25 protein-coding genes are annotated in these 24,406 nt (G+C 58.5%); 11 read left to right on the top strand and 14 right to left on the bottom strand.

Annotated features, from left to right (window positions below; all coding sequences use genetic code 11):
• The first annotated feature begins 15 nt into the window (after positions 1-15).
• From citF to citG, 3 genes are read left to right on the top strand one after another with little or no spacing between them, the layout of a single operon-like run.
• On the top strand, positions 16-1,542 hold the full coding sequence (gene citF / locus N7220_RS17595) for a citrate lyase subunit alpha (RefSeq protein ID WP_283148826.1): 1,527 nt from the start codon (positions 16-18) through the stop codon (positions 1,540-1,542).
• A complete protein-coding gene (gene citX / locus N7220_RS17590) occupies positions 1,539-2,093 on the top strand; it encodes a citrate lyase holo-[acyl-carrier protein] synthase (protein ID WP_283148825.1) in 555 nt (184 codons plus the stop codon). Before citF ends, citX begins: the two co-directional genes overlap by 4 nt.
• Positions 2,044-2,949 (top strand): triphosphoribosyl-dephospho-CoA synthase CitG, encoded by a 906-nt coding sequence (gene citG, locus N7220_RS17585; RefSeq protein ID WP_308446560.1) that lies wholly within the window; start codon positions 2,044-2,046, stop codon positions 2,947-2,949. Before citX ends, citG begins: the two co-directional genes overlap by 50 nt.
• A 77-nt stretch (positions 2,950-3,026) precedes the next feature.
• On the opposite strand, the gene N7220_RS17580 is transcribed toward citG, so the two are convergent.
• Positions 3,027-3,611 carry an RBBP9/YdeN family alpha/beta hydrolase gene (locus N7220_RS17580; RefSeq protein ID WP_283148824.1) on the bottom strand — a complete coding sequence of 195 codons (585 nt, stop codon included), beginning with the start codon at positions 3,609-3,611 and terminating at the stop codon, positions 3,027-3,029.
• A 117-nt stretch (positions 3,612-3,728) separates the two neighbouring features.
• Here N7220_RS17580 and N7220_RS17575 point away from each other — a divergent pair, with 117 nt between their 5' ends.
• Positions 3,729-4,376: a VTT domain-containing protein gene (locus N7220_RS17575; protein WP_283148823.1), complete on the top strand. Its 648-nt coding sequence runs from the start codon at positions 3,729-3,731 to the stop codon at positions 4,374-4,376.
• 65 nt (positions 4,377-4,441) lie between these two features.
• On the opposite strand, the gene N7220_RS17570 is transcribed toward N7220_RS17575, so the two are convergent.
• Positions 4,442-5,998, bottom strand: a complete 1,557-nt coding sequence (locus N7220_RS17570) for an MFS transporter (protein ID WP_283148822.1) — start codon at positions 5,996-5,998, stop codon at positions 4,442-4,444.
• A gap of 178 nt (positions 5,999-6,176) precedes the next feature.
• Here N7220_RS17570 and N7220_RS17565 point away from each other — a divergent pair, with 178 nt between their 5' ends.
• Complete coding sequence (locus N7220_RS17565; RefSeq protein WP_283148821.1) at positions 6,177-6,800, top strand: TetR/AcrR family transcriptional regulator; 624 nt, start codon at positions 6,177-6,179, stop codon at positions 6,798-6,800.
• 48 nt (positions 6,801-6,848) lie between these two features.
• Here N7220_RS17565 and N7220_RS17560 read toward each other — a convergent pair whose 3' ends face one another.
• Complete coding sequence (locus N7220_RS17560; RefSeq protein ID WP_283148820.1) at positions 6,849-7,112, bottom strand: hypothetical protein; 264 nt, start codon at positions 7,110-7,112, stop codon at positions 6,849-6,851.
• 240 nt (positions 7,113-7,352) lie between these two features.
• On the opposite strand from N7220_RS17560, the gene N7220_RS17555 reads away from it, so the two are divergent.
• A complete protein-coding gene (locus N7220_RS17555) occupies positions 7,353-7,820 on the top strand; it encodes a Dps family protein (protein ID WP_283148819.1) in 468 nt (155 codons plus the stop codon).
• A gap of 72 nt (positions 7,821-7,892) precedes the next feature.
• On the opposite strand, the gene N7220_RS17550 is transcribed toward N7220_RS17555, so the two are convergent.
• The 5 genes from N7220_RS17550 to N7220_RS17530 all read right to left on the bottom strand — a co-directional run bounded on the left by N7220_RS17550 (position 7,893) and on the right by N7220_RS17530 (position 11,889).
• Entirely contained in the window at positions 7,893-8,906 is a 1,014-nt protein-coding gene (locus N7220_RS17550; RefSeq protein WP_283148818.1) for a nucleoid-associated protein, read from the bottom strand.
• 69 nt (positions 8,907-8,975) lie between these two features.
• Entirely contained in the window at positions 8,976-9,938 is a 963-nt protein-coding gene (locus tag N7220_RS17545) for a pyridoxamine 5'-phosphate oxidase family protein (RefSeq protein WP_283148817.1), read from the bottom strand.
• A 40-nt stretch (positions 9,939-9,978) separates the two neighbouring features.
• Entirely contained in the window at positions 9,979-10,614 is a 636-nt protein-coding gene (locus tag N7220_RS17540) for a glutathione S-transferase family protein (RefSeq protein WP_283148816.1), read from the bottom strand.
• Between the two features lie 177 nt (positions 10,615-10,791).
• Entirely contained in the window at positions 10,792-11,301 is a 510-nt protein-coding gene (locus tag N7220_RS17535; RefSeq protein ID WP_283148815.1) for a DUF1993 domain-containing protein, read from the bottom strand.
• A gap of 18 nt (positions 11,302-11,319) precedes the next feature.
• Complete coding sequence (locus N7220_RS17530) at positions 11,320-11,889, bottom strand: TetR/AcrR family transcriptional regulator (protein ID WP_283148814.1); 570 nt, start codon at positions 11,887-11,889, stop codon at positions 11,320-11,322.
• Between the two features lie 207 nt (positions 11,890-12,096).
• Between N7220_RS17530 and N7220_RS17525 the strand changes: the two genes are divergently transcribed.
• The 5 genes from N7220_RS17525 (at position 12,097) to N7220_RS17505 (ending at position 15,533) form a co-directional block, all read left to right on the top strand.
• Complete coding sequence (locus N7220_RS17525) at positions 12,097-12,363, top strand: BufA1 family periplasmic bufferin-type metallophore (RefSeq protein WP_283148813.1); 267 nt, start codon at positions 12,097-12,099, stop codon at positions 12,361-12,363.
• A gap of 67 nt (positions 12,364-12,430) precedes the next feature.
• Positions 12,431-13,282, top strand: a complete 852-nt coding sequence (gene bufB / locus N7220_RS17520) for an MNIO family bufferin maturase (RefSeq protein ID WP_283148812.1) — start codon at positions 12,431-12,433, stop codon at positions 13,280-13,282.
• The gene (locus N7220_RS17515) at positions 13,279-14,016 is read left to right on the top strand and encodes an HvfC/BufC N-terminal domain-containing protein (protein WP_283148811.1); all 738 of its coding nucleotides are present in this window, start codon (positions 13,279-13,281) and stop codon (positions 14,014-14,016) included. Before bufB ends, N7220_RS17515 begins: the two co-directional genes overlap by 4 nt.
• A 12-nt stretch (positions 14,017-14,028) precedes the next feature.
• The gene (locus tag N7220_RS17510) at positions 14,029-14,499 is read left to right on the top strand and encodes a DoxX family protein (protein WP_283148810.1); all 471 of its coding nucleotides are present in this window, start codon (positions 14,029-14,031) and stop codon (positions 14,497-14,499) included.
• Between the two features lie 44 nt (positions 14,500-14,543).
• Positions 14,544-15,533, top strand: a complete 990-nt coding sequence (locus tag N7220_RS17505) for an L-threonylcarbamoyladenylate synthase (protein ID WP_283148809.1) — start codon at positions 14,544-14,546, stop codon at positions 15,531-15,533.
• 43 nt (positions 15,534-15,576) lie between these two features.
• Here N7220_RS17505 and N7220_RS17500 read toward each other — a convergent pair whose 3' ends face one another.
• The 6 genes from N7220_RS17500 to N7220_RS17475 all read right to left on the bottom strand — a co-directional run bounded on the left by N7220_RS17500 (position 15,577) and on the right by N7220_RS17475 (position 24,068).
• Positions 15,577-16,863, bottom strand: coding sequence for an NAD(P)/FAD-dependent oxidoreductase (locus N7220_RS17500; RefSeq protein WP_283148808.1), 1,287 nt, complete (start codon positions 16,861-16,863; stop codon positions 15,577-15,579).
• Between the two features lie 67 nt (positions 16,864-16,930).
• The gene (gene speB / locus N7220_RS17495; protein ID WP_283148807.1) at positions 16,931-17,872 is read right to left on the bottom strand and encodes an agmatinase; all 942 of its coding nucleotides are present in this window, start codon (positions 17,870-17,872) and stop codon (positions 16,931-16,933) included.
• Between the two features lie 147 nt (positions 17,873-18,019).
• Positions 18,020-18,769 (bottom strand): type 1 glutamine amidotransferase, encoded by a 750-nt coding sequence (locus tag N7220_RS17490; RefSeq protein ID WP_283148806.1) that lies wholly within the window; start codon positions 18,767-18,769, stop codon positions 18,020-18,022.
• A 1-nt stretch (position 18,770) separates the two neighbouring features.
• Positions 18,771-20,138: an aspartate aminotransferase family protein gene (locus tag N7220_RS17485; protein WP_283148805.1), complete on the bottom strand. Its 1,368-nt coding sequence runs from the start codon at positions 20,136-20,138 to the stop codon at positions 18,771-18,773.
• A gap of 1,045 nt (positions 20,139-21,183) precedes the next feature.
• Positions 21,184-22,680: an aldehyde dehydrogenase gene (locus tag N7220_RS17480; RefSeq protein WP_283148804.1), complete on the bottom strand. Its 1,497-nt coding sequence runs from the start codon at positions 22,678-22,680 to the stop codon at positions 21,184-21,186.
• Between the two features lie 95 nt (positions 22,681-22,775).
• Positions 22,776-24,068, bottom strand: coding sequence for an NAD(P)/FAD-dependent oxidoreductase (locus N7220_RS17475; protein WP_283148803.1), 1,293 nt, complete (start codon positions 24,066-24,068; stop codon positions 22,776-22,778).
• Between the last annotated feature and the right edge of the window lie 338 nt (positions 24,069-24,406).

Genomic DNA, 24,406 nt, shown 5'->3' with positions numbered 1-24,406 from the left:
CAAGGCAAACAGAACATGAAACCGAGTGAACAACTTGAACAATGGTCGGCTCAAGCAGGTTTATTGCGCCCGTTGCGCCCATTTGCGGGCGCCAATGCCACCACACCGTATCTGGCCGATCCGCAGCAAAAGCGCGAACGCAAACTGTGTGCTTCGCTGGAAGACGCCATTACCCGCTCCGGCCTGAAAGATGGCATGACCATCTCCTTTCACCACGCATTTCGCGAGGGGGACAAGGTCATCAATCTGGTGGTCGACACACTGGCCCGCATGGGCTTGCGCAATCTGACGCTGGCAACCAGCTCGCTGCTGTCGGTGAACGCCCCCTTGATTGAACATATCCGCAACGGCGTCATCACGCAGATCTACACCTCCGGCATGCGCGGCAAACTGGCAGATGCCATTTCGCACGGATTGATGCAAAACCCGGTGCAGATTCATTCGCATGGCGGCCGGGTCCATCTCCTGCAAAGTGGCGAGATCAAAATCGACGTGGCCTTCCTGGGCGTGCCGTGTAGTGACGTACTGGGCAACGCCAACGGTTCGCACGGCAAATCCCGTTGCGGTTCACTCGGCTACGCCAAAGTGGACGCCCAATTCGCGCGCCAGGTGGTGTTGTTGACCGACGAAATCGTACCGTTCCCCAACGTGCCGGTGAGTATTTCGCAGGACCGCGTGGACTACATTGTGCAGGTTGAAGAAGTGGGCGACCCGTCCCGCATCAGCGTGGGCGCGGCACGCATGACCAACAACCCGCGCGAATTGCTAATTGCCCGGCTGGCCGCCGACGTGATCGAACATTCAGGATATTTTCGTCAGGGCTTCTCGCTGCAAACCGGCTCCGGCGCATCGTCCACCGCCGCCACCCGCTTCCTTGAAGATCGCATGACCCGGCAGGGCATCACGGCCAGTTATGCGCTGGGTGGCATTACCGGCGGCATCGTCGAGCTGCACAAAAAGGGGCTGATCGAAACGCTGATCGACACGCAGTCATTCGACACCGTGGCCGCGCAGTCGCTGGCCGAATCACCGCGCCACCTTGAAGTCTCAACCAACGAATACGCCAACCCGTCGTCCAAGGGCACTTATTGCGATCTGGTCGATGTGGTGATTCTGAGTGCACTGGAAATCGACGTGGATTTCAACGTGAACGTGATTACCGGCTCGGATGGCGTCATGCGCGGGGCTTCGGGCGGGCATTGTGACGTGGCCACTGCGGCCAATTTGACCATTGTGGTCGCCCCGCTGGTACGTAGCCGCATTCCTACCGTGGTGCAGCATGTAACGACCGTGGTTACGCCGGGCGAATCCATTGATGTGCTGGTCACCGATCATGGCATTGCGGTCAATCCGGCGCGACCAGAGGTCGCCGAGCGCTTGCGCGCAGCAGGCTTGCCAGTGTTTTCCATTACCGAGCTTTACGCCAAAACCATCGCCCTCACCGGCAAACCGCAAGCCACCGAGTTTACGGATCGTATTGTGGGCGTGATCCGGTACCGCGATGGCAGCGTTATCGACGTGGTGCGCCAGGTTAAAGAATGACTACCAGCAGCAACGCCGTAGATCTGGCGCAGGTGCTGGCGGCGCGCGATGCACGTGTGCAACGGCAAGCGGCGTTGCGCGCCCGCTTTGGCTGGCCGCTTATCTCGCTCACGCTAGTCAGCCCAGGCGCCAACAAGAACGGGCCACTGCAGCGCTACGTGATGCAGCAAGCGCTCGCCACGCTCGATGAGTGCTTGCAACAAACGCAATGGGCAGTTCTGGTGCGCGAGACGATCTGGCCGGTGACCGGCCCAGAGGCTTTTTTCGTTGTTCAGACCGAAGCAGAACCGCTCAAACGGCTATTGATTGATCTGGAAAGCCGGCATCCGCTGGGCCGGCTCTGGGATATGGATGTCATCGGCCCCGCCGGCCCGTTATCCCGGCGGGCATTACAACTGCCTGTGCGGCGCTGCCTGGTTTGCGGTGAGCCAGCTCACGCCTGTGCCCGGGCCCGTACACACCCTTTATCAGAGCTGCTGACAGCCATTGAGGAACAAGTCCATGCATTTGAACGAAGCCATGCCACTGCATGCCATCGAGACAGCAAGTAGTCAAACCGCAGGCGAACTGATTGCCCGCCTGGCGCACGATGCATTGTTAAGCGAAGTGCTGTTGACACCCAAGCCAGGACTGGTAGACCAGCGCAACGATGGCGCGCATGAGGACATGGATTTGCCCTTGTTTGTGCTCAGCGCCCGGACAATCAGCCCCTGGTTTGGCCGGTTTGTAGAAATGGGTTACTTGCAGCCTTTTGCTCACGCCACGGGGGTATTACCGCAAATTCGCCCAATAGGCATCGCCTGTGAGCAAGCCATGTTTGCAGCAACACATGGCGTTAACACTCATAAAGGGGCCATTTTTTCGCTTGGGTTGATGTGTACTGCAGTGGGTCGCTTGCTCGGCCGCTGCCTGCAACCCAATCCCGAGAGCGTTTGCCAGGAAGTTGCCGATATCTGTAGCGGACTGGAACAGGAATTGGCAAATCGGCCGACCACGTCAACGGCCGGTGAACGCCTGTTCCAGCTTTACGGTGTCACCGGGGTCCGTGGCGAAGCAGCCTCGGGCTATGCCACTGTGCGCCAATACGCGTTACCGGTTTATCTCTCCCTGCGCCAAAATGGGTTTCCAAACGATACTGCTTTATTGCAAGCATTGTTGCAGTTGATGGCCACTAACTCCGACACCAACCTGCTTGCGCGTGGCGGCCCTGAAGGCTTGAATTGGGTAAAGACGGCAGCGCAGGCGTTGTTGCGGGAAGGTGGCGCACTCGCTGAGGATGGCGAGCAAAAACTGGCGAATCTGGATGACGAAATGATCCGACGCAATCTCAGTCCGGGAGGCAGCGCGGACCTGTTGGCTGTAACTTGCTTTTTGGCCGGCCTGCCAGCACGTAATTCCTCCCGTTAAACACGCATCCCCAGCGACCTGCAATGCGGCCAATCCGGGAAACGACCAGCCGTATTTGCGAATAACCAGCCTCAAACTCAATCTCGACCGGCGGGCAATGCGCTAACGAATTCGGCCAGAATCGACAGGCCATAAGGCCACGGGCCAAAGCCAGCCTCGGCATTGATATGCTGGGCGTCGCCCAGATCAATCAACCGGCTGCCCCAGGCATTGGCCCAGTATTCGGCCCGGTCAAAGCGCATCAACGGGTCGTCGTGGCTGGCCACGACCACGCTGGGCACCGGCAAGCGTGTATCCGGCACGCGGTCATCCAGTTCAAATTTGGCAGGTTCCGCCGGCGCCACCAGCATCAGACCCGCCACGGCCACCGGCTCGCTTGCCAGCAACGCGCAGCTAGCCAGCGCACCCAGGCTATGGCCAATCAATATCGCGGGGCGCTGGCAGGCGGCCAGCGTGCGCTTGATGGCATCACCCCAGCCATCAATATCAGGGACATTCCAGTTACGCTGGGTCACCCGGTGCCATGCCGGAAACTGGCGTTGCCAGCAGCTTTGCCAATGCTCTGTCCCGCTATCCTTCAATCCGGGCACCAGCACCAGCTCGAAGCGCTTTGCGGCTTCGGCCAATTGCTGCTCTATGAACCGGATCTGGCTTTCCTGCATGCTGGCTGACCTTGGCAAGTTAGGGTAATACGCTTGACCATTATGTACCGGCTTTATATCCCGTCACAACTGAAATGCAGGCTAATATCCAATGATCTTTTATTAGCCGAAAAGCCCATGGACTGGACGCAACTGCTGCAACTGAGTTTGCATTTTGATCAGCATCTGGGCGGTCTGATTGCGCAGTACGGCACCACCGTTTATGTCATGTTGTTCGCCATCGTGTTCTGCGAGATCGCCTTTTTGCCGCTGTTCTTTCTGCCCGGCGATCCGCTGCTGTTTATCTGCGGCGCGTTCTGCGCGCGCGGGGCGATCAATATTTGGATGCTAATCCCGCTATTGTTTGTGGCCACTGTGGGGGGCAGTGTCGTCAATTATTGGATCGCACGCGGCATCGGCCAGCGCGTACTGGCCAAAGAACACCGCTGGCTGGATCGCAACGCGTTGCAGAAAACCCATGCGTTTTACGAGCAGCGCGGCGGCATGACTTTTCTGCTCTCCCCTTTTATTGCCGTGATCCGCACGCTGGCTCCCTTCGTCGGTGGCTTATCTGCCATGACGTTCGCGCGTTTTCTGTGGTTCGTGACGCTGGGTGCGGCGTTGTGGGTGGGCGTACTGGTGGTCGGCGGATACTTCTTTGGCAACGTGCCGCTGATACGCGACCACATGAGTTCAATTGTGCTGCTGGGTGTGGCACTGGGAGTCGGCGCGCTGGTGGTAAGCAGTGTGTGGCGATTAATCAAAGGCCGCCGGGCGATCAGGTAGGCAAATGGGGTCCCCGGCAGCGTCCAGGTTCGGGGCAGTTGTTGCCGCTCCCCCTCAAGTGCCGCTCACTGCGGGCAACTGCCCGATTGCGCGGCTATTGTTACCGGCACCAGGACCGGCTCCGCTTGCCGCGCCGGGGCCCGGCGCAGTGTAAAGAACGCCAATAAACCCGTTGCCAAAGTCAGTCCGGCGAGCAAGAACGTCATAGTCTGGAAGGCCGAGCCGTAAACATGTAGCCAAGTCGCATGGCTGGTTTGTGGCAGCAGGCCATGGGCTTGAGCCAGATCGCCCGCTGCCAGTGCATTGCCCAAAGCTACAGCCGGGACATTGCTACCGAGTTCGCGCAGCATGATCACCTGCAACAAACCCGCCAGCACTGCAGCCACGATCGCCAGTGCCAGCGATTCACTTGCCAGCCGCACGGTGGCAAAGAAACCCGCCGCCATCCCTGCACGTTCTTTGGCGACAACGCTGATGGCCAGGTCATCCATTAGACCCCAAGGCAAGCTGGCGCCCACGCCAATCAGCAACATCGGCCAGACGAAGTCCGTTTGCGCTGCGCCAGGTGGCACGGTGCCCAGCCACAACAGCCCCACGGAGGAGATCACAAAGCCGATCAGGCACAAGGTACTGGCAGCGATCCACCGGGTAGACAACGCCGCCAGCAGCGGCACGATGAGCATGGGCAAAGACAGCGGCACCATCATCATCCCGGCATGGACCGGGTCGTAGCCTTCGATACCGATAAAGCGGATTGGCAGAATCACCAGTGGCACCACAAAGCTGAATGCGGTGCCCGATGGCAATGCCTGCGCGCCAATAAAGCGCCAGTTGCGGAACAACTGCAAATCAAGCATCGAGCGCGGATGAGTACGTTCGACCTGGATGAAGATTGCCAAAGCGATGGCAGACCCAACCAGCATCGCCAGTGTGGGCAAGCTAGCCCAGCCACTTTGCGGCCCCTGCAAAATGCCTAGCGTCAGCAACAACAAGGTGGCGGTGAAAGTGATGGTGCCCCAAATATCCACGCCCTTGGCTTGCGGGTCACGCGATTCACGCATGCGCGGCACACCAAAGATCAGCACCATTACGCTAAGCACCACGCAAGTCAGAAAGATCGAACGCCAGCCAAAATGCTCGATCACAAAACCGGACCACAACGGCCCGATGGCCAACCCGGTACCAAAGCTGGTGCCCAGCAGCGAATAGGCATGCGTGCGCGCCGTGCCATCGAACTCGTGGGCCAGCGAGGCCGAACCACCCGCCATCGCCATCGCTGCCGCCATGCCCTGCAGCGCTCGCAAAATATTGAGCGTGAGCAGATCAGGCACAAACACCTGCGCCAACGAGATCAAACCAAAGGCGATCACGCCAATGGTGAACATGCGTTTGCGACCAAAACGGTCTGCCAGTGCTCCGGCAGCCATCACCGCGCTGCCGAAGGCCAGAATAAAACCATTCACCACCCAGGCCAGCGCCAGCGCGCTGCCACCCAGGTCGTGACTGATGGCGGGAATGGCGATGCCGGGGGCGGTAAACGCCAGCGGCATCATCATTCCCGCCAAGCAAACGGCGGCAAGTACCAGCCATTTGCCGTGGGGATGTTGTGCGGTCTGATCCATGTAGTTCTCCTGGAAATGGGCATCAAGCCGATGGTCTGGTGGTTTTACCAGCAGGATTGAAAGCCGGTACCATCGGCGTCATATTTTTGTAGTGATCGACACAAATATGATTGAAGATTACAAATGCCCCTGTCAATCAATTTTTGTATTGATCGATACAAATTCAGGATGAATGGAAATGGCAGAAAGAGGCCGACCGCGTTGTTTTGATCGTGAACAGGCATTAACCAAGGCAATGGACGTGTTCTGGCGCAATGGCTACGAAGGGTCGTCGCTGGCGCACCTGACCGAGGCCATGGGCATCAACTCGCCCAGCCTGTACGCCACCTTCGGCTCGAAAGAGGCACTGTTCAAAGAAGCGGTGGATCAGTACGACTTGCAGGAAGGGGCGGAAATCCAGGCCGCGCTGGAAAGCTCGCCACACGTGCGCACGGCGATATCCAACATGCTACAGACCAGCGCCACGTGTTTTTCTGATCCAGACAAACCGGCAGGCTGCATGGTGTTGCTGGCGGCGACAAACTGTACGCCGGAGAATGCCAGCGTCTGGCAATACATGAGCGAGCGGCGCAAACACTCGCTGGATATCTTGCAGCAACGCCTGGCGCGGGCAGTCGCCGAGGGTGATATTCCGGCCTGTGCCGACGTCGAAAAAATGGCCGCGTTTTATGGCAGCGTGCGCAACGGCATGTCGATTCAGGCCCGCGACGGCGCCAGCCGTGCATTGTTACAAGCTATCGCCGAAGCCGCTATGGGCGCCTGGGACGGCCTGATTGCCACGCCAGCCAACGCGGACGCATAAACACTGACGTCAGACGATATCGCTAATAATGAGCAATATGCGCGGCGCTTAGTGCAGGCGTTTGCGCATACCGATGTCGACCACCATGCCATCGTCGTCCATGCGCACAAACATGCCCAAGAGGCGCTCACCATCGGCGTGAAGCGATGAATCCATGGCGGCCAAGTCAGCATAATGCAGCCAGCGGATGCCGAAAGCCGCATCTTCCCTTGCTTGTTGGACCAGATGTTCAATAATGGCGGCTGGCACACGCAGCACTTGTTTGTGGATGGTGGCAGAGTCGGTCATACGAAAACGGGTACGGGTTTGCATGGCTCAGTCCTCATATAGAACAATCGTTCTACGTATTCTTAACCAGCTTCCCCCAATGCTGCAAGCATTTTTTTCGTAAGTGTTCCCGTGACTGTGCAAACTGGCTTGCAATAGCCCAGTTCTATTGGCTTGGTCGGGAATTTTTCATTTCCCCAATGCGCGCACCAAGCCAATAATAAACACATATCGAGCCGGCTTCCTCCCGGTTCAGCCATTCAACCGCATCAACAGGAGATCAAAATGGACATTCATCTGGGTATTCCCGAGAAAGACCGCAAGACGATTGCTGAAGGTTTGTCCCGGTTGCTGGCGGACACCTACACGCTGTATCTGCAAACGCACAATTTTCACTGGAACGTCACCGGGCCGATGTTCAACACGCTGCATTTGATGTTCGAGGGCCAGTACACCGAATTGGCGTTGGCGGTGGATTTGATCGCCGAACGTATTCGCGCGCTGGGTTTTCCGGCTCCTGGCACCTACGCGGCCTTTGCCAAGCTGACCAGCATTACGCCAACGGAAGGCACACCGGAAGCCACAGAGATGATCCGCATTTTGCTCAAGGACCAGGAAACGGTGGTGCGCACTGCGCGCGGTTTGATTGATACCGTGGGCGCGGTGAACGATCAGGCTACGGATGATCTGTTGACTCAGCGCCTGCAGTTGCATGAGAAAACCGCCTGGATGTTGCGCTCGTTGCTGCAATAAGCCAGCCGTTAGCCAAGAAAAAAGCCCGCAATTCGTGCGGGCTTTTTCTTTATCATCTGGCAAAACCGGTGATTATTCGTTATCACCCAGCAAATCGCGACGCAGTTGTTCTGGCACGTTGTAGAGCACGATAGTGTCATTGCTCTTGTTGTAGATCACGTCGCCCGTGCGGATGGCGCCGCGATCAAATTCCAGCTTCCAGCCCGGCGCAGTAGTTTTGAAACGCATCAGCGGCTTGATGGCGCGACGATCCGGCACAAAGCCGCCATTCAGATCCAGGCTTTCATCCGCCAGCGCTTCGCGCATTTGCGCTGGGGCGTCTGGCCAAACGCGGGCGGCGACTTCGTCCAGACTCACCGGGCGGCTGTCGTCACCCAGTTCATCCAGGTAGCCGTGTGCGCGTTCAAACAGCACATCGCGTGCTTCGTGGCCCAGTTGCGTCTTGGCCACAAAGTTTTCCAGCCCTTGCACCAGCTTCTGGGTTTCTTTGAGTGCGGTCACCACGTCGTTACAACCGAGGAACAGTTTGAAGTACGCGGCCACATCGCCCCGCCCTTTCAAAAAGCTCAGATAGCGATCTTCGCCTTTTTGCCACGCAGTCAGATCCACCTTGCCCGCCACGCGCAGATTGTTCATATCCAGATGGACGGAATCCAGAATTTCCATGCCGTCGTTGATGGCGGTGCCGACCACTTCAGTCACCAAAGCCACCAGCAGAAAGTCATTCTCTTCACCCTGCGCGCGCGCAAACAACACGTAGCCACCCGTGGCCAGCGCTTCTTGCTCGGCGCGCAGTTGCAGGTGCTGCATCATCTGGCCGGTCAGTGTGATGAAGTCGATGGCTTGTTCCTGCACATGCTGGCGCACCAGGCGCGGCACCGGAAAGCTCACTTCATCTTCTTCAAACTTGCCAAAACCTTTGCCCAGCCGCGCCACATATTGCTGACACAGATGGTCCACCAACCGCTGCGCGGCGGGGGTAATGGCTTGCTCGGACTGGCGCAAGGCCACGCTGGCCGGGCCATTCGCGTCTTTGACGAGTTTATGGACGACCAGATTACGAATGGTATTGGGAGGCGTGGACATGGGGCTACCTGCTGCAGCGTGAAACGAGAGCGTGGACTGTACCTAAAAACGGCCCACCTTTGAACCGTTTCAGACCGGTAGCACGGGCGAATATTGCGGCGGGGTAAATCGCAGCGGCAATGCGCCGGGCAAAAGCCGCGTCTGCGTCACCTGCAAATCCACCAGTCGTTGGGCTCCGGCAAACGAATCCAGGCGCGGACCATCCCAGATAATCGATCCGCGTACCGCCACCTGCAAGATATCGCCGGTTTCAAAATCCACAAACAATAAACCCGCGCGCGGCTCCAGCTGGATATTGCCGAGCGTGCGGAAATGAAAATTACCCAGGTAATCGGGCAAGGTCAGCGAGCCATCGTCATTGATCGCCACAAAGCCTGGTTTCCCGCCACGATGCGAGATATCCACGCCCTGCCACCGTCGTTCACTTTCCGGGGCGATGAGGCAACTGGTGGCAATGAATAGCGTATCGGCACTGGTAATGATGGCGCGGCTCTTTGCATCCAGCTGATCGGCCAGAACAGGCAAGCCAGGATGCAGGTCTGCTGGTGCGATGAATGTCGGTTCCCGGCTTTGAATGTACTTGGGACAATTGCCAAAAGCCTGATCCACGGCAATGGCAAAACCATGTTCGTCCAGTACCGACACCTTGCCATTCAAGCGATTACGCCGCCGTGTTGGCAACTCAATCCCCAGCACACCCAACGGTGCATTCAGATGGAGGTTTTCCATCAGTAAATCACCTGCCAATGGCCGGGCACTGATCGATAACTGTTCTGAGGTAGGCGTAGTCAGAAAGCCAGGTTGCCCGCACACGATAGAAGCCCATGGCTGGCCTGCCCCATCCACACTCCCCACCAGCAAGAACGGCAACTGAGGGTAGAAGTCTCGATGCTGCTGCGGCAAAAAACCACGAATGGTGCGCTGGCCAATCTGCGCCATTTTGTCGCCCATCCCCAAGCGCGCCTGAATCTGCCGCGACACGCTGTGAAAAGGTGATTCATCGTGCTGCCAACCTGGATCAAGCTCAGCCATGCTCATACCCCTAGTCTGCGATCTCTAGACATCTGCCGTTTCAGGCCGCCAGGCCAACTGCTGTGCGTTGCATGGGCACAAAGCCTGGTAATGCCTCAATGCGATTTAGCCAGGCGCGGATATGTGGATATGGCTCCAGCGATATATCCCCTTCCGGCGCATGTGCCACATAGGCGTACAGCGCGATATCGGCCAGCGTTTCGTGGTCGGCGGCAAGGAAGTCGCGCTCGGTCAGCCAGCCTTCAATCACCTTGAATAATTCGTGCGCTGACAGGATCGCCTGCTGTTTATCCAGCGGTTTGCCAAACACGTTAGCGATGCGCGCTGTGGCAGGTCCGGCAGTCAACGGTCCGGCAGCAATGGCCAGCCAACGTTGTACCGCAGCCTGCCCTGCCGGAGATTCAGGCAAATATCGGGTCGAGCCATAGCGTTGGTTCAGATAAACCAGAATGGCGGCAGAATCCGCCACCACCGTGCCGCCATCATCGATTACCGGCAGCAAACCGAACGGATTCAACTTCAGGAACGCCGGGCTTTTATGCTCGCCATGCGCCAGATCGACCTCAATTACTTCATACGGCAATTGCAGCATGGACAACAGCAGTTGCACACGGTGGCAGTGGCCAGACAAAGGATGGCGATAAAAGCGAATGGGTTGTTGTGGCTGCGTAGACATAACCTGGGCTCCCTGCTGGATAGGACTGGAATCGGAAGTGATTCCATGTGCCAAGTTATATACCGAACGTTCGGTACAATCAAGAAAAAACAAATGGGTATTTAGCTCAACAGATGCCGGTGTGCGCCACAGGCAGAGCAATGTTCTGCCCGTTCAATCGATACGCAGAGACACCGTTCAAGCACCCGGATAGGCATGAAAGCCGTCAAACTGCGACTTGCCCAACGGCACTCCCCTGCTACGCAAGATCAGATATGCGGTTACCAGGTGGAACATGAAATTTGGCAGCGCATATTCCTGCAAAAATGCGGCGGCCGGCAGTTGCACTTGTGCGGTACCGGCCTGGTCGCAAATGACTCGCTGTGCATCAAACTCGGCAGGCGTCAGCGTATCGAGCAATGCCTGCGCTGCGGCCACGCGCAACTGCAAACCCTCATAGCCCGGCGCCATAACCGGATAAGGTGGCAGCGGGTGTCCAGCCAACGGCAGGCAGGTGCGAGCCACAAAATTGCAGGCGATTTCCACCTGCGTGCCAAACGGCAACATGTCTGGCGCCAGGCGGGCATCCAGCAGATCGGCCTGCGGCACTTGCAACGCATGCTGTTCGGCCGCCTGGACGAGTTGTGACAATGTGTTTAGATAGCGCCGAAAAGTGGGCACGCTCAGCGAATAAAGATCGGGATTCATGAATTGCCTGTTGAAGAACTAATCAGCGGCCTGGCGCAGCAAGCGATCAGGCAATTCACTGAGAATGCGGCGGAAAGTATCGGTGGTGCGCAACGCATGGCTCACGACCAGCGCTCCTTGAAAGGCGATGACGACATCTTCGGCGTGGCGCGCGGCATCAGCAGGCGATTGACCATCTTCTTGCGCCACATTGGCCAACGTGGCAATCAGCAAGCGCAAGCGTTCTTGCAGCTTGTCGCCAAACAAATCTGCGGCCTCGCCAATGGCAAATACATTGGTCAGACACGCGTTGCTGCCACCCATATAAAAACGATCCAGCCCCAAGGCAAAGCGCTCTACCCGTTCACGCGGCGCACCCGCAGCTTTGAGCGGCCCCACCACATGCTCGCGCACGAACTCCCCGGCCCGCGCCAGCACCGCCGCACCCATATCGGCTTTACCGTTAGGAAAATAGTGGTAAAGACTGGAACGCCCCAGGCCAGTGGCTTCAGACAAGATAGACAGACTGGTGCCGTCGTAACCGTGATCGCGAAATACCTGCATCAAGGTATCAACAACTTCTTCGCGCGAGGTGATCTGGGTGGTCATGGCGGCGGCTTGTGTATCGAACGATCGGAACAATTGAGAGTACGCTGCCGGGCACACCTGAGCAAGGGCCGCTATCCAGCAGTTTGCGCTGTCATTAAAAAAATTTTCGATCATGCTGTAATGAATCAAAAATGGCCCCGACCAAAGTTGCAAGGCCCCACTTACTGGCCTGTTTAAAGCACCTCAACCAACTTCAGGAGATACACCATGGATCAAAAACAACGCTTCATCGCTTCCGCCCTCGCTGCTGTCATGACCTGCGGTATTGCCCTGTCTGCCCACGCTGCTGACAACAAAGCCGATGGCAACGAAAAATGTTACGGCGTGGCCAAGGCTGGCCAGAACGATTGCGCCGGTAACGGCCATGCGTGTGCCGGGCAGGCCAGCAAAGACAAAGATGCTGGTGACTGGAAGTATGTACCGGCAGGCACCTGCGAAAAAATGGGCGGCATGACCAAAGCCAAGGCCATGTAATTACACGGGGTGGATCAATGCGCCGCACTGCTCCACCCGCGCCCAGAATCATCAACCGGAGATCGTTGTGAATCACCCCGCCCTCACCACTTTGCCGCTGGCAGCCGGACTGGGATTGCGCTCACCGCATATCCAGACCGTGTTAGCCCAACCTCAGGCTGTTGCCTGGTGGGAAGTGCATAGCGAAAACCATTTTGGTGGGGGCGCGCCGTTGGCAGTGCTGGCGCAGATTCGCCGAGATTATCCGGTCAGCTTGCATGGGGTCGGGTTGGGGCTGGGTAGCCTTGGCCCGCTCGATGCCCGACATCTGGAGCAACTGGCTACGCTGGTTGCCGCAATTGAACCCGCCGCTGTGTCAGAACATCTGGCATGGAACCGCTACAACGGCCAGTGTTTTAACGACTTGTTGCCGGTGCCACGACTGGCAGGTGTCCTGGATAATCTGTGCGCCAATATCGATCAATTGCAACAACGGCTGAAACGAGCGGTTCTGCTGGAGAACGTCTCCAGCTACGTGGTGTTTGCCGAAGAAACCATCACCGAAGCCGAATTGCTGGCCGAACTGGTGCAGCGCACCGGCTGTGGCATTTTGCTGGATATCAACAATATGGTGGTCAATGCGCTTAATCACGGCATTGATCCTTTAGCTGAAATCGCCCGGCTACCGACGCACGCGATTGGCGAAATCCATATCGCTGGGCACGAAATGTTTGATGGCGTGGTGATTGATACCCACGGTGCCAGCGTCAGTGACCAAGTCTGGCAATTGCTGGCACAAACGCTGGCCCAAATCGGCCCGCGCCCGGTATTGCTGGAACGCGATACGCATATCCCGCCACTGACCGAATTGCTGCTGGAATATGCCACGGCCAGCCAGCATCTGGCTCGCGCCAGCCAACCTGCTGAGGTGACGGCATGAAATACGACGAGGCCATCGCCCTGTTCGCGGCCGCGTTGCAAGCGCGCGACGATGAGCAAGTTCCGGTAACCGACGCCACCCGCGCCAATCTGGGCTATTACCGTGGCAACGTGATTGCCAACCGCAGCAGCGCGTTGGCATCGGCGTTTCCCTCCGTGCATGATCTGGTTGGAGAAACATACTTTGTTGCGCTGACTGAAGCTTATATTCGCGCAACGCCTTCCATCTCCGGCAATTTGCATGATGATGGCGCGGCGCTGCCGGGCTTTATCAGCAGCTTTGCGCCCGCTGCCGAATTGCCCTATTTACCCGACGTCGCCCGGCTGGATTGGGCCATACATAGCGCCCATTTCGCTGCCGATATCCTCCCGGCAGATTTAACGCCCTTGCAAACGCTGGACCCGGCTGGCTTTGGGCAGATACGGGTTGATTTCCATCCTGCCGTGAGTCTGGTGGTGTCAGCAGACTGGCCGATTCATGCCATATACGCCATGCATCACGGCGCGGCCCCGGCCAACTTGAGCGCAGGCGGCGAAAGCGTGCTGGTCTGGCGCGATGACCTGCTGCTGGTGGATGTTGCTACCCAAAGCTTTTTGCAAGCGTTATTAACAGGATCATCCATCGATCAGGCCTGTGAAAGGGCCTGGCAAAACCACGCTGATTTTGACCCCAGCCCCGCGCTGGCCCAGTGGTTCGGCTGCGGTCTGGTCACCGCGCTGTACTTACCCTCGTAGAAGGACTCCATCATGAAAAGCATTATCGCTAGCTGCGCTCAGTCGCCGCTCGGACGCCTGTACGCGTTGGGTACCTGGCTTGCGGCAACCCTGGCACCGGTTTTTGACCTGGCCGTGCGGTTGTACGTGGCGCGGGTATTCATCTTGTCGGGATTGACCAAGCTGCATGACTGGCACATCACGCTGGCCTTGTTTGCCGATGAATACAAAGTGCCGGTATTGCCACCCGCAGTGGCAGCGGTGATGTCGACCACGGCGGAACTGGGCTTGTCATCGCTGTTGATTATCGGGCTGGCCGGGCGCTTTTCGGCGGCAGGTCTGTTTGTGGTCAATGCCGTGGCGCTGATCTCTTATCATGCCTCGCTGGACGCGGCCGGAGTCAAAGATCACATCCTGTGGGGCACGCTGCTGCTGTTTCTGGTCACCCACGGCATGGGCCTGTTATCGGTGGATGGCTGGCTCAAGACCAGGCTCGGCCGCTGAGGCGGTATAATGGGCGGCTTCTTTGAACCAGGCCGCCCCTCGCCATGTCCGTTACCGCCGCCCAGCAAACCTTGATTGATAACGCCATCGCCCAGTTGCGGGCTGGCGGGCTGGTTGGCATCCCTACCGAGACGGTTTACGGCCTGGCAGCAGATGCGGACAACCCGCAGGCCGTGCGCAGCATTTTTGAATTGAAAGGCCGCCCAGCCGATCACCCGGTGATTGTGCATATCGCCGGTGCCGCGCAACTGAGCGATTGGGCACAAGACATCCCGGACGCCGCATTCAAACTGGCTGAAGCCTTCTGGCCCGGCCCACTCACGCTGATTTTGCAACGCCAGCCGCATGTGCCCGACGCCGTCACCGGTGGCCAGGATACCGTTGGTTTGCGCGCGCCGTCGCATTCCCTGGCGCATGAGTTGCTGAAGCAGTTTGGTGGCGGACTGGCAGCACCTTCGGCCAATCGTTTTGGTCACGTTAGCCCCACTACTGCCCAACATGTGCGCGATGAGTTTGGCGACGCCCTGCCGCTGGTGCTGGATGGTGGGCCGTGCGAAGTGGGTGTGGAATCAACCATTGTCGGGCTGGTCAGCGAGCACCCAACACTGTTGCGCCCCGGCGGCGTACCGCGTGAGGCGATCGAATCACTGTTGGGGCTGACGCTGGAACATCACCAGAAATCCGATAGCGCCAAAGTGCGGGTCTCCGGCTTGCTGGATTCGCATTACTCACCCCGCACCCCGCTGATTACCGGCCCGGCTGCTGCGGTAGATAACGAAGCCTATCTGGCCTTTGAACGCGGCGAGCGAGCCGTGCTGGTGACTTGCGGTCCGCGTGATCATGGCGTGTGCGGCATTGACGTGCTGACGCTGGCCGCTGAACCGGAAGGCTATGCCCGGCAGATTTACGATGCCTTACGCCAACTGGATCGCCAGGGCTATCAACACATCTATCTGGAACTGCCACCGCACACTGCCGCCTGGCTGGCGGTGCAAGATCGTCTGCATCGGGCAGCGCATGTGCGGCTGGGTTGAGGTCAGCGGCAGCCAACCCTCGCCCGGCACCCAAACTGGCAATTCAAACCAGTTCTTTCATCTGGTGATACAACACGCCCAGGCGCAACAAGGCACCGTGCATTGCCGGGCCACCCGGATAAGCGTGGTGCTTTAGCCGGGCAAACAAATCAAAGCGCTCGGCCTGGCCAGCGATGGCATCCGCCACCATCTCTCCGGCAATGCCGGTCAATGCCACGCCATGGCCGGAGAAGCCTTGCAGATAGTAGAAGTTGGCATCTGCCCGGCCAAAATCCGGCGCGCGATTCATGCTGACATCCACAAAGCCACCCCACGCATATTCGACACGGGTTTGCGCCAGTTGCGGGAATACCGCCGCCAGCCGTTCGCGCATTTGCGGGATCAGCGCCATCGGGTCGGCTTTGCCATTGCTGATACGCCCGCCAAACAACATGCGGTTGTCCGCCGAAAGCCGGAAATAATCGATCATGAAATTAGTATCGCACACTGCGCAGCGATTGTGGATCAGGCTGTTGGCCAGTTCTGGCGCAATCGGCACGGTCGCAATGATGAATGAGCGCACGGGCATGATGCGAGCGGTGACTTTGGGCAGCAGATCGCCCAGCCACGCATTGCCAGCGGCGACCACAAACTTGCAACGCACCTGACCCTGGCTGGTGCGCACAACCGGCTGCGGGCCGCGCTCCACCTTGATGACCTTGCTGTGAGCGTAGATGCGCGCTCCCGCAGTCCGCGCCACTCTAGCCAGCCCGAGGCAATACTTGAGCGGGTGGATATGCCCGGAGAGCCGATCATTGGCCGCGCCGACATAGCGCGGGCTGGCAATCCATTTGGGCACCGCAGCAGGCGCAATACTGTCGATCGCCTCGTAGCCAAATTCACCTCGCAATTGCTCGACCCAAGCGTCCAGCGCCTGAGCTTTACGCGGCGAGGTGGCCACGTGCAAATAACCGCGCACCAGATCACAGTCGATGTCGTATTGTTCAACGCGCCGGTGCAGCAACTTCACACCTTCGACCGAGATATCCCAGGCGCGGCGAGCGTCAGCCGGACCTAACTGGTTAATCACCGGTTCGTCTTTGGCAAAGCCGACCAGCACCTGCCCGCCATTGCGCCCGGAGGCGCCCCACCCAACTCGTTCAGCCTCCAGCACTACCACAGACAAACCGCGCTGGCGCAAAGCAATGGCAGTAGAAAGGCCGGTGAAACCGCCGCCGATAATGCACACATCGGCGTCGATATTGCCTTGCAACGCCGGATCGTCGGGCTCGCGTGTGACGCTGGCCTCGTACCAGGAGTTTTGCACCATTGCGGCTTCACGTTGATCCATGCGGCAGTCCTCTTGTTTTGCGATTCCCGTGCGCTTTGCCAGCACACCCTGCGACTGGCTTCAAAACTCAAACCTGATTGATCCGCGCGGCCTGCCCGCACAACCAGGTCCAGACAATATTGGAAGCCATGTTGGTGGTGAGTTCAGCGTGGTCATACGCCGGGGCGACTTCCACACAGTCCATGCCCGCCCACGGCAGATCGGCCAGTTCTTCGAGGATGGTCAACACCTGGTTGGAACTCAAGCCGCCCGGTTCTGGCGTGCCGGTGCCCGGCGCAAACGCCGGATCAAGACAATCGATATCACAGCTCAGATACAGCGGCAGATTGCCCTGCGCCATGATGCGCTGGCGGATATCGGTCAGCACCGGTTGCAGATCGGATGGTTTTTCCAGACCGCGCAACATACGGGCAGTCCAGACCTTGCCGCCCATGTCGTCCACATACTCACGCGCTTCGCGCACGCCAGCCGAACGAATACCAATCTGCACAGTGGCTTTGGGGTCAACCAGCCCTTCGGTGATCGCTTCGTACACCCAAGTGCCGTGGCCGGAAGGCTCACCAAAGTGATCAGTCCAGGTATCGCAATGCGCATCAAAGTGCAGCAGCGCCAGCGGGCGGCCATAGTGTTTGCGATATGCGCGCAGGATCGGCAGCGTGATCGAGTGATCGCCGCCAATCCAGCACATGCGCCGCTGGGCGATCAGTGCCTCGACCTGCGGCTCCAGCGCGGCGCGCATGGTCTCAATGGACGTATTGGGCGTACGCAGATCGCCGGCATCGGCCAGCAAATCCACCGGCGACACATTGAAGTGCGGGTGAATGCCATCGCACAGCATCAGGCTGGCGCGGCGTATGGCTTCTGGCCCAAAGCGTGCGCCGGGGCGATTGGTCACTGCGCCGTCGTAGGCGACACCGGCAATGCCCAGCGGCCGCTCAGGCGCATCGCGCAGCGGCGGTACGCCCAGAAAAGTGGAAGAAGAAAGATAAGCAAAACCGTAGTCAGACATCATTATTCCCGGAACGAAAGGGGTGAAGTGTGTCCCGATAAACCGGGACACTACCCAGTAGCATTTCCACTTCGTCATTCCCGCCAGGGGGCCGCCGAGGTCGGGGATGACGATAATTTGGGTGAGATCGGGGTGGAGAACTCCTTCTTACCCCTCTCCCCTAACCGCAAATCGACTGTGCCAGCGTTGATAAATATGGTCGGCCAAGCGCTGGCTCGCTTCTATGCAATGCCGTGTGGACGCGTGAATCTGCCCCAAGTTTTGCACAAAGGGTTGCCCTGCTTCAGCGATTACTTCGGCCGCACTGGCTTGCAGCCAGGCCGCAATCTTGGCGGGATCGACCTCAATATGAAACTGCATGGCCAAGTGCAATTCACCCAGCGCAAACACCTGATTGGCACAGCCCGCGCTCGCGGCCAGCCGAGTCGCAACTTCCGGAATGGCAAAAGTGTCGTAATGCCACTGCATGACGTGCGCCTCGGTCACATCGCCAAACCAGTATTGCGCCAGCGGCATCTCGTCAATCACGACCGGAGTCCAGCCGATTTCGGGCGTTTTACCCTGACTGACCGTTGCACCCAGCGCGCGCGCCATAAGCTGGCCGCCCAGACAGTGGCCGATTACCGGGATCCCCTTTGCATACGCATCGCGCACCAGCGCTTCGGCCTGGCGCAACGCGGGCAGGTCGTCATTGGCGCCCATTACGCCACCCAGCAAAGCCACTCCACCAAAACCATCCAGTGTGGCGGGCAACACAAAGCCGTTGTCCGTATCCGCCAGTTGCCAAGGCTGCCCGATGCGGTCCAGCCAGGCACCCAGATACGCGGGCTGATCGTCACCTGCAAACTGGATCACCAGTGCGGGCAGTCGATTGGAATGGATGGGCGCAGCGCTCATTTCAGGCTCCAAGTTCGGTGAGCATTTCGGCCAGATTCGCCAGCAGCCGCGCCACTTGTCCGTGGCCGGTGGCCGGGCCGGCCAGCATCATGTTGTGAAACGGGGTCAGCAGTGTACCCCGGTTCAGCAAGCCCAGATGCAGCACCGCCGTGAGCGCATCATTCTCTGCCGCCGCCGCTTGCGCCGCCGTTGTTGGCGCGGTGGCACAGAACTGCAACTCCAGCCGCGCGCCCAGTCGAGTCACACTCCACGGCAGACCATGGCCGTGAATCAGTTCTTCCAGACCTTGCGCCAAACCGTTGGCAACACCAATGGCCTGTTCATAGGCCACCGGGGTGATGATCTGCTCCAGACTCGCCGCCAGCGCCTGCATGGCCAGTTGGCTGCCCGCCAGCGTGGTGCCGATACCGGAATGTCCCGGCGCCGCAGCTTGCTTGGCATCGCGCATACGTTGGGCGGCCGCGCTGGTGAAACCATAAACCGCACACGGCACGCCGCCAGCGATGGCTTTGCCGACAATCAGAAAATCCGGGCTCAGACCATAGGCTTTGGCGTAACCGCCCCACGCGGTCGATAGCGTGTGGGTTTCGTCCAGTGCCAGCAGCGTGCCGTGCTCTTTGCACGCGGCGGACAGCGCTTCCAGAAAACCCGGCTGCGGCAACACCATGCCGCAATTGGTCAATGCCGGTTCGGTCAGCACGCAGGCAATCTCGCCCGTTGCCAAAGCCGCTTTTACCGCCGCGATATCATTGAACGGCACGCTCACCGAATGCTGGGTGAGGTCATACACCTGCCCCAGCAAACTGGCGCGCGCCGTAGTTTTGCCATCAACCAGATCAACCAGCGTATCGTCCACGGTGCCGTGATAACAGCCATCAAACACCAGTATCTTGCTGCGCCTGGTCATAGCCCGTGCCCAGCGGATCACAAAGCGATTGGCATCGCTGGCGGTGGTGGCCAGTTGCCAGAATGGCAAACCAAACATGCACGCCAGCCGCTCGCCCACGCTGGCGGTCGATACCGATGGCAGCATGGCAGTCAGGCCGGTTTTGCTGGTGCCAGCCAGCATGTTCGCCAACGGTGCCGGGGTATGCCCGAACATCGCCCCGGTATCGCCCAAGCAGAAGTCGTCGTATTCCAGACCATCCACACAGGTAATGCGCGAGCCTTGCGCCTCTCGCAAAAACAAGGGCGACGGGCTCGGCCAGTCTTGCATCCAGTGCAGTGGCACGCCAAACAAAAAATGCTGCCCCGCCAGCCGATGCTGACGTAGCGATTCCGGATGCAGCTCGTTGAAGCGCGCCACCTCGCGGCGCCAGACTTCTTCGATACGGCCCGGCGAGCATGTTTTGACCGGGGTGGATTTCATTTCTGTTGCTCCGGGGTGGTGCTGGTTATGGGGTGGCAAATTTATGGGTTTGCTCTGTGGGTTTCGTTTCTTTTGAAGCTGGTTTTTCTGCCAAGAGTTTGAGTGCCCTCGGCACGGTTTGTTTACATACCCGGCGGTGGCCGGGGACACGTTAGTGTGGCCGTACAGCCTTATCGTGCAACTTGCTTCACCAAGAAGGTGTCCCGGTAAACCGGGATAAATAACCAAAAAGAAGGCAACCCCACGCTGATGCCCCTCCGGGGTTCCATCAGTCGGTCGGGAGCCTCGGGTCTCCCGACACTCCTTCGGCAGTGGCGTTAGGGGATTTAGAAACACACCCTCTGTTGACTAAGTACTGTGACAAAATCAAACGTTATAAATACCCGGCTCAAGCATGCAAACTGGGATGCCAGGACGGCGAGAAGCCAGCCGCCGTTGTTCATTGATACATTGCAGCCCCGGATTCTCACTTCGTTTCATCCGGGCTAAGGAACTGTTTGTTGTTACCGCTGCTTGCAATCACGGTTGCACTGGATTCCCGCCTTCGCGGGAATGACGATGCAATTGGTGTTCAATGGGTTGCTGTTGCTGCTATCACAGGCACATCGCCCTGCAAACCACGCCGACGGAGAGCCGGAGACCTTAGGCTCCGGCCGACCGAGGGAACGGCGGAGCCGCGCAAAGAGCACTCGCACACAGACGGTTCGTTTCCCCACAGCAACTTGCATCCCGAACATTCAGCATCGTTGTGGGGGTACCCCCGAGGGGCACGGCTTTTGACTTCGGCCCCCCTTGCGGCAGCGGGGTCGCCTTTCTTTGGGACACCTTTCTTTGGCGACGCAAAGAAAGGTGTCGTGCTCCCGGGTACCCCCGGGTATCAGAAGCCTTTCAACCCCGTGCCGAAGGCACTAACAACACGACCTTCAAAGCCAAAACCAAAGCGCGTTGCACCCTCCCTGCCCTACGACTCAAGCCCATATCGCAGGTGGATTGTCGCTACCCCTTGGGGCTGCTCCGAATCCACCCTACAAAAGCAGCCAATCCCTTACCGCAACCTCACCAACGTCGACTTCAACTCCGTATATTTCTCCAACGCATGCAGCGACTTATCGCGCCCATTCCCCGATTGCTTGTAGCCGCCAAACGGGAAATTCATATCCCCGCCTTCGTCATAGCAATTCACCCACACCGTCCCCGCGCGCAGACGGCGGGCGCCTTCGTGGGCAGTCGTCAAATCAGACGTCCACAACGCCGCAGCAAGGCCGTATTCGCTGGCATTCGCCAAAGCAATCGCCTCATCCAGGGTGTCGAAGGTAATCACCGACAGCACCGGCCCAAAGATTTCTTCAGCGGCGATGCGGGCTTCCTGGCTGTCCACTTCAAACACCGTCGGTTCGATGTAATAACCGCCAGTTTCCTTGAGTACCCGGTTGCCGCCCGTTACCAGGCGCGCTTCGCCTTTGCCGGTTTCGATGTATGACATCACCCGGTCCAGCTGAATGTTGTCGACAATCGCGCCCATGCTGGTTTTGGGATCAAGCGGGTTGCCCGGCTTGTAGGCCGCAGCCTCGGCAGTCACGCGTTTGATGAAGTCGTCTTTGATTGAGCGATGCACCAACAGGCGCGAGCCAGCGGTACACATTTCGCCCATGTTGTAGAAGATGCCACCAGCGGCCGAGCGTGCGGCGCGGTCCATGTCCGGGCAGTCGGGCATGATGATATTGGCGGACTTGCCGCCCAACTCCAGCCATACCCGCTTGAGGTTGGATTGGCCGCTGTGTTGCATCAACTGCTTGCCGACATAAGTAGAACCGGTGAATGCCAGGCAATCCACATCCATATGCAACGCCAGTTGTTTACCGGCGTCGCCAAAACCTGGCAGCACGTTGAACACGCCAGCGGGGATACCTGCTTCAAACGCCAGTTGCGCCACGCGAATGGCCGATAGCGGAGATTTTTCCGATGGTTTGAGGATCACGCTGTTGCCTGCAGCCAGCGCCGGGCCAAACTTCCAGGCGGCCATCAGGATCGGGAAGTTCCAGGGCACCACCGCCGCGACCACGCCAATCGCTTCACGCGTCACCATACCAACCAGGTGATGGTCGACCGGAGCGATTTCGCCGCCGACCTTGTCGATGGCTTCGGCAAACCACTGCACGCAATATGCCGCGCCAGGTACGTCCACGGTGGTGGTATCGCCAATCGGCTTGCCAGCGTCCAGCGTTTCCAGCAGCGCGATTTCTTCCATGTGTTCGGTAATCAGCGCGGACCAGCGCAGCAAAATTTCTTTGCGTTGGCGCGGATTGAGCCCGGACCAGACGCCCGCTTCAAAGCTGCGGCGGGCGGCAGACACGGCGCGCTCAACGTCCGCTTCACCGCAATATGCCACCTGAGTCAGCACTTTGCCGTCGATGGGGCTGACGCAGTCGAATGTTTTACCGCTAGCGGCATCGGACAGTTCGCCATCAATAAACGCGCGACCTTCAATGGTCAGACTGGCCGCTTTCTGTTGCCAGTACGCGAGGTCTTTTTGCAGAGTCATGATGTAGTTCCTTGTGAAACGTGAAGTGTTAGGTGCGATCGGGAAAAGTGATGCTGCGGATTGGGTTGTATGAAACCCACCTCACACCAGCCCTGTCACACAAGATCTTTCAATCTGAACCAGGCCATTGCCAGCACCAGTGACGGCATGCGCAATAGCGAACCACCCGGAAAATCGCGGTGCTTCAAGCGGGTGAAGATGTCGAAACGTTCGGCTTGGCCGGCGATGGCTTCAGCCATTAACTTGCCAGCCAGACCGGTCACGTTGACGCCGTGCCCCGAGAAACCCTGGGCGAAATAAACGGTATTGGACAAGCGCCCGAAATGCGGTGCGCGGGTCATGGTGATATCCACAAAACCGCCCCACGCATGGCTGACCTTGATGTCTTCCAGTTGCGGAAAAGTCTTGAGCATGTCGGCACGCATGGCTTGCGCCAGGTTGGGCGGCGCCAGTTTGGAATAGCTGACCTTGCCACCCCACAAAATGCGCCGGTCTGCGGTCGGGCGGAAATAATCCAGGGCAAAGCGGCTGTCGCAAATGGCCGCGTTGGCGGGCATCAGTTTGGCAAAACGCTCTTGTTCGATAGGCTCAGTGGTAATCACATAAGTGCCCACCGGCATGATCTTGCGATCCAGCGCGGGCGACAGCGTGTGGATAAACGCATTGCAGGCCAGCACCGCGAATTTGGCGTGCACTTCGCCCTGTTCGGTTTTGACGATATTGCTCTGGCCTTGTTGCAAGCTGGTGGCGCAGCTGCTCTCAAAGATGCGCACACCGGCGGTCACGGCGGCCCGCGCCAAGCCCAGGTTGTAGTTGAGTGGATGCAAATGCCCGCTGATTTTGTCATTCAGGCCGCCCAGGTAGCGGTCTGACGCAATAAACCGGTGCATGTCTTGCGGTTCAACGTATTCAAAATCATGAAAGCCGAAACGACTGGCGGCTTCGTCGCGCCAGGCTTTCAGTTCAGTCACATGCTTGGGTTTGTTGGCAGCGGTGAGGTAACCGTCGGCCAGATCACATTTGATATTGTGTTTGGCCACGCGCTCGCGAATGATGTTGATCGACTCGATGCCCATATCCCACACGCGTTTTACATCTTCGTCTGGCAAGTCAGCGGCGAAGGTGTCCATGCCGCAGGCAAAACCGGCAATCATCTGCCCGCCATTGCGCCCGCTGGCGGCCCAGCCGATGCGGCCTGCTTCCAGCACCACCACCGAGAACCCGCGTTCAGCCAGATTGAGCGCGGCGCTGATGCCGGTCAGCCCACCACCGACGACCACGACGTCGGCATCCAGGCGGCCAGTCAGGCGCGGATAACGCGTGTGATCGTTGGCCGTGGCGGCGTAGTACGAATCAATGTGTTCAGCGTTGGCGATATTCATGCTCATGGTGCGATATCCCGCTAGCTTTCGTTGTCTGGGCAAAGTGCCGAGAAGTTGTTTATGCGTTCGCAATGGTTGGCGTACCCATAAACAGCTTCTGACTACATCCTGATTCTGGCTCGCCAGGGGCGCAAAAAGCCCCGGCCTGTTCCGCCGTCTGGGACGCAATCCGTATTTTTGATTGTTGTTCTGCGGGTGGGTGGCGACACCAGACTAGCCAGTGTCGCCCCCTTTCAGGCTATGTCTTAGAGCCTGTTCATCATCTTTACTCGTCAGCGCTGTGCCAATAAAGGGTTAGCCACAAGACATGGGATGCAGCTAATAACTGGTTATTAGCCAATCAC

Source organism: Silvimonas soli, from assembly GCF_030035605.1.
In the GTDB taxonomy this organism is placed as follows: Bacteria; Pseudomonadota; Gammaproteobacteria; order Burkholderiales; family Chitinibacteraceae; genus Silvimonas; species Silvimonas soli.
This window is presented reverse-complemented; position numbering and strand designations above follow the sequence as displayed.

Coding starts and splice junctions, on each gene's coding strand:
- citF (WP_283148826.1), top strand. CDS start 16: ATGAAACCGAGTGAACAACTTGAACAATGGTCGGCTCAAGCAGGTTTA.
- citX (WP_283148825.1), top strand. CDS start 1,539: ATGACTACCAGCAGCAACGCCGTAGATCTGGCGCAGGTGCTGGCGGCG.
- citG (WP_308446560.1), top strand. CDS start 2,044: ATGCATTTGAACGAAGCCATGCCACTGCATGCCATCGAGACAGCAAGT.
- N7220_RS17580 (WP_283148824.1), bottom strand. CDS start 3,611: ATGCAGGAAAGCCAGATCCGGTTCATAGAGCAGCAATTGGCCGAAGCC.
- N7220_RS17575 (WP_283148823.1), top strand. CDS start 3,729: ATGGACTGGACGCAACTGCTGCAACTGAGTTTGCATTTTGATCAGCAT.
- N7220_RS17570 (WP_283148822.1), bottom strand. CDS start 5,998: ATGGATCAGACCGCACAACATCCCCACGGCAAATGGCTGGTACTTGCC.
- N7220_RS17565 (WP_283148821.1), top strand. CDS start 6,177: ATGGCAGAAAGAGGCCGACCGCGTTGTTTTGATCGTGAACAGGCATTA.
- N7220_RS17560 (WP_283148820.1), bottom strand. CDS start 7,112: ATGCAAACCCGTACCCGTTTTCGTATGACCGACTCTGCCACCATCCAC.
- N7220_RS17555 (WP_283148819.1), top strand. CDS start 7,353: ATGGACATTCATCTGGGTATTCCCGAGAAAGACCGCAAGACGATTGCT.
- N7220_RS17550 (WP_283148818.1), bottom strand. CDS start 8,906: ATGTCCACGCCTCCCAATACCATTCGTAATCTGGTCGTCCATAAACTC.
- N7220_RS17545 (WP_283148817.1), bottom strand. CDS start 9,938: ATGGCTGAGCTTGATCCAGGTTGGCAGCACGATGAATCACCTTTTCAC.
- N7220_RS17540 (WP_283148816.1), bottom strand. CDS start 10,614: ATGTCTACGCAGCCACAACAACCCATTCGCTTTTATCGCCATCCTTTG.
- N7220_RS17535 (WP_283148815.1), bottom strand. CDS start 11,301: ATGAATCCCGATCTTTATTCGCTGAGCGTGCCCACTTTTCGGCGCTAT.
- N7220_RS17530 (WP_283148814.1), bottom strand. CDS start 11,889: ATGACCACCCAGATCACCTCGCGCGAAGAAGTTGTTGATACCTTGATG.
- N7220_RS17525 (WP_283148813.1), top strand. CDS start 12,097: ATGGATCAAAAACAACGCTTCATCGCTTCCGCCCTCGCTGCTGTCATG.
- N7220_RS17515 (WP_283148811.1), top strand. CDS start 13,279: ATGAAATACGACGAGGCCATCGCCCTGTTCGCGGCCGCGTTGCAAGCG.
- N7220_RS17510 (WP_283148810.1), top strand. CDS start 14,029: ATGAAAAGCATTATCGCTAGCTGCGCTCAGTCGCCGCTCGGACGCCTG.
- N7220_RS17505 (WP_283148809.1), top strand. CDS start 14,544: ATGTCCGTTACCGCCGCCCAGCAAACCTTGATTGATAACGCCATCGCC.
- N7220_RS17500 (WP_283148808.1), bottom strand. CDS start 16,863: ATGGATCAACGTGAAGCCGCAATGGTGCAAAACTCCTGGTACGAGGCC.
- speB (WP_283148807.1), bottom strand. CDS start 17,872: ATGTCTGACTACGGTTTTGCTTATCTTTCTTCTTCCACTTTTCTGGGC.
- N7220_RS17490 (WP_283148806.1), bottom strand. CDS start 18,769: ATGAGCGCTGCGCCCATCCATTCCAATCGACTGCCCGCACTGGTGATC.
- N7220_RS17485 (WP_283148805.1), bottom strand. CDS start 20,138: ATGAAATCCACCCCGGTCAAAACATGCTCGCCGGGCCGTATCGAAGAA.
- N7220_RS17480 (WP_283148804.1), bottom strand. CDS start 22,680: ATGACTCTGCAAAAAGACCTCGCGTACTGGCAACAGAAAGCGGCCAGT.
- N7220_RS17475 (WP_283148803.1), bottom strand. CDS start 24,068: ATGAGCATGAATATCGCCAACGCTGAACACATTGATTCGTACTACGCC.